Below are 1,180 nucleotides of genomic sequence, written 5' to 3' on the forward strand. Positions count from 1 at the left end.
CAGGGCTTCCGCATGAAGGCCCGTATCAGGCAAGGCCGAGGACGGAGTCCCGCATAGCGGTATCCCATGCAGCGAGGTTACGGATATTTTTCAGACTCACCTTTTTCGGTTGCCGGTTCTGAGTCAACCGGGCGAGGTTGAGTGTGATCTTGCGTAGCGTTGCCATGTTGCGGGCGGCCACCGTGTCGCGGATCAGGCTGGCATCCTCGCCCCAAGACACATCCAGCACCCAGTGCAGTTGATTTTCGATCCCCCAGTGGGCACGGATGATCTGAGCCATCTGGGCCGCTTTCACGGCTTTCGAGCTGATGTAGTAGCAGCGCTCGGTCGTCACCTTCTCTCCGATCTGGCGCGTGCGCTCCAGCATCACCAGGCGCTGGATACCCGTCCAGTGGTGCCCTGCACCGGCAAGCCAGGCGACATCATCGCTGACCCGGCAAACCCGGGTCTCCAGCCGCCCGTGGCCCTTGTCATGTTCGGTGTGCTCCCAGTACGAGCCTTCGAGCTTGCCGTCCTGCGCGGCCGCAAACCACTGGCGCACGCCTTCGGCCAGGCGCGGCTGGTTGTCCTTCACCGTCAGAACATAGTCGGCCCCGGCCTCGACGATCGTTCGAGCAATCTCGTGCTGTGTGCCCATCGCATCGATCGTCACCGTCGCACCCTGCAGATCGAGCGCGGCCAGCAGCTCCGGGATCGCCGTGATCTCGTTGCTCTTGTCGGCCGTACCCACCTGCCCGAGGCTCAGGCCGTTGTTCGAGCACCATGCCGACACCAGATGCAGCGCCGCACGCGTGCCGCGGCGATTGCCGCGCACCGCCTTGCCGTCAATCGCCACATGCTGGCCGGCCAGCGCCGGGCACAGCTGCCCGACCCAGTCGATGAAGCAGCGCTCAAAGGCTTTGGCACTGAGCGCGCCGAATACCCGGCGAAACGTATCGGGCGACGGGATGCCGTTCTCATAGGGCAAGTGAGTACGCAGCCAGCTCATTTGCGTGCGGCCCCACAGCGTCATCGTCTCCCAGTCCTCCACGCCGCATAGCACCGCGCACAGGGCGGCAAACAGGATTTCCTGCAACGGATAACGACAGGCGCGGCAGCGCGGGTCCCGCAGTTCGGCAAACGCATCCATGATCGGTGGCATCTCTCGTCCGGCAAAAATCGAGAGTAAACCTGAGCCAGC

General features: G+C 63.7%; 1 protein-coding gene. It reads right to left on the bottom strand.

All coding sequences use genetic code 11. The features are described 5' to 3' along the window. Positions 1 to 25 precede the first annotated feature (25 nt). Complete coding sequence (locus HDG37_RS38740; protein WP_184056875.1) at positions 26 to 1,141, bottom strand: ISAs1 family transposase; 1,116 nt, start codon at positions 1,139 to 1,141, stop codon at positions 26 to 28. Positions 1,142 to 1,180 lie beyond the last annotated feature (39 nt).

The sequence above is a fragment of the Paraburkholderia sp. MM5384-R2 genome, from assembly GCF_014201025.1.
In the GTDB taxonomy this organism is placed as follows: domain Bacteria; phylum Pseudomonadota; class Gammaproteobacteria; order Burkholderiales; family Burkholderiaceae; genus Paraburkholderia; species Paraburkholderia tuberum.

What these genes read in the sequence shown, in the direction of transcription:
- HDG37_RS38740 (WP_184056875.1), bottom strand. Translation starts at nt 1,141, where the DNA reads ATGCCACCGATCATGGATGCGTTTGCCGAACTGCGGGACCCGCGCTGC.